Genomic DNA, 6296 nt, shown 5'->3' with positions numbered 1-6296 from the left:
AGTCGCCCGGGTCGTGCCGAAACCACAGGCACAGCCGGCGACACCGCCACTGCCCGCCCCTACCGCGACCGCAGAAGAAACCCAGGGCATCGCGCTGCCGGCCGCCGAGCAGGCCGCGCCGCCACTCGCACCAAGCATCGACACCAGCACGCCGTTGGCCGGCGCCCAGCTGCAGTACCGCAGTGCACCGCCGCCGGCCTATCCGGTGCCGGCCCTGCGCAACCATGAGCAGGGCACGGTGCTGCTGCGGGTGGAGGTTGACAGCAGCGGTCAGCCGGTCGCGGTCAGCATCGAGCGCAGCAGTGGCTCGCGCCACCTGGACCAGGCCGCACGCCAGCAGGTGCTCAAGCGCTGGCGCTTTGAACCGGCCCAGCGTGATGGCATAGCGGTACCGGCCATCGGCCTGGTGCCGGTGCAGTTCTCGTTGCCGGACTGACGATCCGGGGCCGGTCCGACCGCCTGTCGGACCGGCCTCCGGAGTTGAAATGCCAAACTCGGCAAAGTTCAACCTCAAACGTTACGGATTAAGCAAAATTTCACGACTTCGTCACCCGTCGGAAACCTAGATTGGCCCGTCCCGGACACTCCGGAGACAGCCCTCAACGCTACGGTTTTCCAGTTAGGAGAGAAGCTGTGAAACACCTGATCCAACGGCCCGCCAGCCGCCGCCGCTGCACCCTGGCATCGTCCATCACCCACATCCTTACCGGCGGCACCCTGCTGCTGGTTGGCGCCGTGGCTCCCACCTCAGCGTTCGCGCAGGAAAAGGCCACCAACCTGGACCGCATCACGGTTACCGGTTCGAACATTCCGCGCACCAACACCGAAACACCGTCCCCGGTGCAGGTGGTGACCCGTCAGGAAATCGACCGCACCGGCAAGACCACGGTTGCCGAATACCTGCAGACCCTGACTGCTGATGGTTCCGGCTCCATTCCCAAGACCTTCGGCAACGGCTTCGCCGGCGGTGGTGCCGGCATTTCGCTGCGTGGCCTGGGCGCGGGATCGACCCTGGTCCTGTTGAACGGCCGCCGCATGGCCACCTACGGCCTGGCCGATGACGGCCAGAAGGTCTTCACCGACCTGAGCACCATTCCGCTTGACGCCGTTGAACGCGTGGAAGTGCTGAAGGATGGCGCCTCGGCGATCTATGGCTCCGATGCCATCGCCGGCGTGGTCAACATCATCCTGCGCAGTGACTTCCAGGGTGCGATCCTTCGCGGTTCCTACGGTGTCTCCGGCGACGGCGATGGCGACGCGAAGAAGGCGACCCTGACCGCGGGTACTGGCGACCTCGCAACCGACGGCTGGAATGCCTTCTTCAGCCTCGACGTCGGCAAGACCGACGCGATCAAGATCAGCGATCGCAAGAACCGCAAGTGGATCGGCACCGGCGACACCCGCCCGTGGGGCTACGGCAACAACGCGCAGTTCCTGGGCGGCGCCTTCCTCAGCGGCGGTACCCGCGGCGGCGTGGGTCCGAATGGTTCGGTGTACGACAGCACCGGCCACCTGGTCGCCCTGCCGGGCTGTGCCGGCCTGACCACCATTCCCGGCCAGAACGACGCGACCGCCCAGGCACAGGGCTGCCTCTGGGATCCGAACCAGCTGTACCGTGACCTGACCCCGGAAGAGAAGTACGTCAACGTGTTCGGTCGCGCCAGCTTCGCCTTCGGCGAAGGCGGCGAGATCTACACCGAGATCGGCTACTCGAAGAAGGACACCACCTTCAGCAACACGCCGTCCGGTGTTTCCGGTGGCTGGGGCTACCCCGGTGGCCCGATCAACGCCAACAGTGGCGATGGCGCCACAGTGCTGGGCCCGAACCATCCGGACAACCCAATCCCGGGCCAGGCCTCGCGCCTGCGCTACTCGGCCTGGGATGTCGGCCCGCGCGTGACCGACAACTCCAACGAGTTCACCCGCTTCCTGGTCGGCGTCAAGGGCAACTGGGGTGACTGGAGCTACGATACCGCCTACCTGCACTCCGGCACCGACCTGGTCAACAAGCGCACCGGCTTCCTCAACTACGACAACGTGCGTTGCGCCCTGGCCAATCCGAACTGTGCCGGTGGTGTGTGGCGCATCGGCGACAACGCCAACCTCAATTCGCAGGCGCTGTACGACTTCATCTCGCCGCGGATCAGTGCACGTGCCAAGTCGACCCTGGACATGTTCGACTTCACCGTGTCGCGCAGCCTGATGGACCTGAAGGGTGGTCCGCTGGGCCTGGCGATCGGTACCGAGTGGCGCAAGACCAGCAACAGCCTGACCCCGCAGACCTTCACCGACCAGGGCCAGATCATCGGCCTGGGCTATTCGGCCTACGACGGCACCCAGAACGTCTACGCCGGCTATGTGGAACTGTCGGCACCGGTACTGGAACAATTGGAACTGTCCGGCGCACTGCGTTACGACAAGTACGAAAGCGGCGAAGGCAAGGCGACGCCGAAGCTGGGCATCAAGTGGACACCGGCTGACTGGATCGCCCTGCGCGCCAGCTACGCCGAAGGCTTCCGCGCGCCCAACCCGGCCGAGAACGGCGATGGTGGACTGGCTGCCTTCTCCAATGCTGCCGACCCGGTGCGCTGCCCGGGCGGCAACCCTGCACCAGGCGCGACCCCCGACGATTGCGGCGCTCTGCCGGTCGCGATCATCACCCGTCCGAACAAGGACCTGAAGCCGGAAGAGTCGAAGAGCTACTCGGTGGGCATCGTGCTGCAGCCGACCTCCACCACCTCGCTGACCGTGGATGCATGGCAGATCAAGCGCACCAACGAAATCGCCCAGGGCGATACGGGTGCGGCGATCGCGGCGGGCAATGTGCTGCGTGACAACAACCTGCTCAACGGCGTCCCGGGCACCGGCAGCATCCTGGCCGTCAACACTGCGTACATCAATGCCGCATCGACTCGCGTCCGCGGTATCGATACCGATATCCGCCAGACCTTCGATATCGGCCCGGGCCAGCTGGAAATGGACCTGCAGTGGAGCCATGTGCTCAAGTTCGAGCGCACCGATGCCGACGTCACCCGCGACTACGCCGGCACCCACGGCAACTGTGACGTGACCAACTGCATCGGCACGCCGAGGGACCGCATCAACTTCGGCACCACCTGGAAGCAGGGTCCGTGGAGCGTGAGCGGCGTTGCCAACTACATCTCCAAGATGGAGAACAAGGATTTCCGTGGTCCGGAGGGCTCGTACCAGTTCTCGTACGCCGATGGTACCGACGTCACCAAGATCTCCTCGTTCACCACCTTCGACCTGTCCGGCCGCTGGAACATCACCGAAGCCTTCGAGCTGAATGCCTCGGTGCAGAACGTGTTTGATCGCATCGCTCCGCTCGACCCCACCACCTACGGTGGCGTGAACTACAACCCGCTGCACTTCAGCGGCGCCATCGGCCGTTACTTCACCGTCGGCGCCAAGTACACCTTCAAGTAATACCGTTCAACGCACCACCTTCGAAGGCCCGGGCACCTGCCCGGGCCTTCGTCGTTGCGGCCCCTTGCGTTCATGTTCACGCGCACACCGCTACCGTGGGGCAGCGGCATCACCGCCGCAGGGGACATCATGGCCGCGACCTCACAACGCCTCGGGCTGCCCGCGTTGACCGCACTGGTGGTCGGCTCGATGGTCGGCGCAGGCATCTTTTCATTGCCGCAGAACGTGGCGCGCAGCGCCGGGCCGGCGGCGGCGCTGCTCGGCTGGGCGGTCAGTGGCGCCGGCATGCTGATGCTGGCCTTCGTCTTCCAGGCCCTGGCAAACCGCCGGCCGGACCTCGATACCGGCATCTACGCATACGCGCGCGAAGGCTTCGGCAACTACATCGGCTTCTCCGCTGCGTGGGGCTACTGGGTTGCCTCGGTGCTCGGCAACGCCAGCTTCTTCGTGCTGATCTTCAGTGGCCTCGGCCACTTCATGCCGGTCTTCGGTGAAGGCAATACCCCGGCCGCCGTGGCCGCTTCGTCGCTACTCCTCTGGACCGTGCACCTGCTGGTGCTGCGCGGCCTGCGCACCGCCGCCATCGTCAACGGCCTGGTGACGGTGGCCAAGCTGCTGCCGATCACGTTGTTCCTGATCCTGGCCGCCGGCGCGTTCCGCATGGATGTGTTCCGTGCCGATTTCCTGGGCACCCCCGCACTTGGCGACCTCGGCCAGCAGCTGCGCGGCATGATGCTGGTGACCGTGTGGGTATTCATCGGCATCGAAGGTGCCAGCATCTACTCGCGGCGCGCGGCCCGTCGCGCCGATGTCGGCCGCGCCACGGTGATCGGCTTCCTCGGCGTCTGGCTGCTGCTGGTGCTGGTCAGCCTGCTGTCGATGGGCGTGCTGTCGCAGGCCGAACTGGCGGGGTTGCCCAATCCGTCGATGGCTTACGTGCTGCGCGCCATCGTTGGCGAGTGGGGCGCGACGGTGATCATCGTCGGCTCGATCATTTCGGTACTCGGCGCGCTGCTGGCCTGGGTGCTGCTGTGTGCCGAAGTGCTGTACGCCGCTGCGGGCGACGGCACCATGCCGGCCTTCCTGGGACGCGAGAATGCGCGCGGCGTGCCGGCCAACGCGCTCTGGCTCAGCAACGGGCTGATCCAGCTGTTCCTGCTGCTGGTGCTGGTCAACTCCGGCAGCTACACCGGCCTGGTGCTGCTGGCTGCGTCGATGAGCCTGGTGCCCTACTTCCTGTCGACCGCGTTCGGCGTGCAGCTGGCTTGGCGTGGCCAGGCCTATGCGGGTGAACCGGGTGTGCGCTGGCGCGATTTCGTCGTTGCCCTGCTGGCCAGTGCCTATGCATTGTGGCTGGTGTATGCCGGCGGCCTCGACAACCTGCTGCTGTCGGTCCTGCTCTATGTGCCCGGTGTGGTGGTGTTCGCACTGACCCGGCTCCAACGCGGTGAGCAGGTATTTACGCGTTGGGAATGGGTGCTGTTCGGTGCCATTCTGGTGGTGGCCATCGCTACGCTGGTGGCGTTCTCCAGAGGTGAGCTGGCACTGTAGAGCCGAGCCCACGCTCGGCTTGGCACGGGCAGCCAAGCATGGCTCGGCTCTACCGCTGGCGTTCCGGCAGCATGCCGATATCCTGCATCCAGCGCTCGGCCAGCCGCGGCCACGCAGTGACCGGTGCATCCTTCATGCGCAGCCCGAACGCGTGGCCTCCGCGGGCGAACAGATGCATTTCGACGGGCACGCCTGCATCGATCAGCGCCTGGTAGTAGGCGAGTGATTCGCGCACATCATCGGTGCGATCATCGGTGGCCTGCGCAATGAACGTCGGCGGCATCGCGTCATCCACGACGATGTCCCTGACCAGCGAGAGTCCCTTGCCATGCCCGGCCCACAGATGGCCGGAGTACATCACCATCGCGAAATCCGGACGGCTGGACTGCGAGTCGGCCGCGTCGACCGCTGTGTAGCTGCGACGTGCGTGCGTGCTCAATCCCGCCACCACGTGACCACCCGCCGAAAAACCGATCACCCCCACCCGCTTCGGGTCGATGTTCCAGCGCTGTGCCTGCGCGCGCAGCAGGCCCATGGCACGTTGCGCGTCCTGCAAGGCCATCGGCACCGTCGGGTTGTCGCGACAGTTGCAGTCGGGATCCCAATTCGGGCCGGACGCCGGCACGCGGTATTTCAGCAGCGCGCAGGTGATGCCCTGTGCGCTCAACCAATCGCAGATTTCGCTGCCTTCCAGGTCCATCGCCAGCACCCGGTAACCACCACCGGGCACCACCATCACCGCGGCGCCATTGGCCGGTCCCTTCGGCGGAAACACGGTGAGGGTCGGCACGGCCACGTTCTGCAGCATCGTCCAGCGTTCTCCGCTGGCCTTGGAAACTGCTTCGCCAACCTGCTCGGGACCTTTCAGTTTTGGCGGCGCCTTCACCGTGCCCTGCGGCCACAACGGCAGCTCGGTGGTGCCCTGCGGCGGATGCCAGGTTGGTGGGGCTGCGTTCGCTTCAGCGAACAGCAACATCGCAAGCAGCAGAGAACCCAGGGACAGGAGTGCGCGCACGATCAACATCCGTGGTTGGATGCAGCAGATTGTAGAGCCGAGCCCATGCTCGGCTACATTCTCGAAACCGACCATGGGCTCGGCTCTAAAAAACCGCAAAAAAAAAAAACACCATACTGCGATGGAGATATCTTCAAGGTGGCGCCCCAACTTGGACTCGAAACAACCAACCCCTGATTAACACTCAACTGGTCTAAACCAGTCTATTATAAACAAAATACGCTGCCGCCGATATACTCTGTGTAGATGTCGGTGGGCGCCGGCTAATAAAAAAACGGCGGGG

The 6296-nt window shown here is 65.0% G+C and carries 4 protein-coding genes; 3 read left to right on the top strand and 1 reads right to left on the bottom strand.

The window, feature by feature from the left end; genetic code table 11:
- From QRO91_RS16675 to QRO91_RS16665, 3 genes are all read left to right on the top strand, one after another.
- Positions 1 to 436 (top strand): energy transducer TonB (locus tag QRO91_RS16675; RefSeq protein WP_285310479.1); only part of this gene is annotated, 436 nt, incomplete at its 5' end.
- A gap of 197 nt (positions 437 to 633) precedes the next feature.
- Complete coding sequence (locus tag QRO91_RS16670) at positions 634 to 3447, top strand: TonB-dependent receptor (protein ID WP_049428954.1); 2814 nt, start codon at positions 634 to 636, stop codon at positions 3445 to 3447.
- Positions 3448 to 3576: 129 nt separating this feature from the next.
- On the top strand, positions 3577 to 4998 hold the full coding sequence (locus QRO91_RS16665; RefSeq protein WP_049428959.1) for a basic amino acid/polyamine antiporter: 1422 nt from the start codon (positions 3577 to 3579) through the stop codon (positions 4996 to 4998).
- A 49-nt stretch (positions 4999 to 5047) separates the two neighbouring features.
- Here the strand turns inward: QRO91_RS16665 and QRO91_RS16660 are convergent, their stop codons facing one another.
- On the bottom strand, positions 5048 to 5983 hold the full coding sequence (locus QRO91_RS16660) for an alpha/beta hydrolase (protein WP_370672011.1): 936 nt from the start codon (positions 5981 to 5983) through the stop codon (positions 5048 to 5050).
- Between the last annotated feature and the right edge of the window lie 313 nt (positions 5984 to 6296).

The sequence above is a fragment of the Stenotrophomonas maltophilia group sp. Smal32 genome (genome assembly GCF_030237085.1).
Classification (GTDB): Bacteria; Pseudomonadota; Gammaproteobacteria; order Xanthomonadales; family Xanthomonadaceae; genus Stenotrophomonas; species Stenotrophomonas maltophilia_Q.
This window is presented reverse-complemented; position numbering and strand designations above follow the sequence as displayed.

Excerpts from the sequence above, each read along its gene's own strand:
- QRO91_RS16665 (WP_049428959.1), top strand. The coding sequence starts at position 3,577 with ATGGCCGCGACCTCACAACGCCTCGGGCTGCCCGCGTTGACCGCACTG.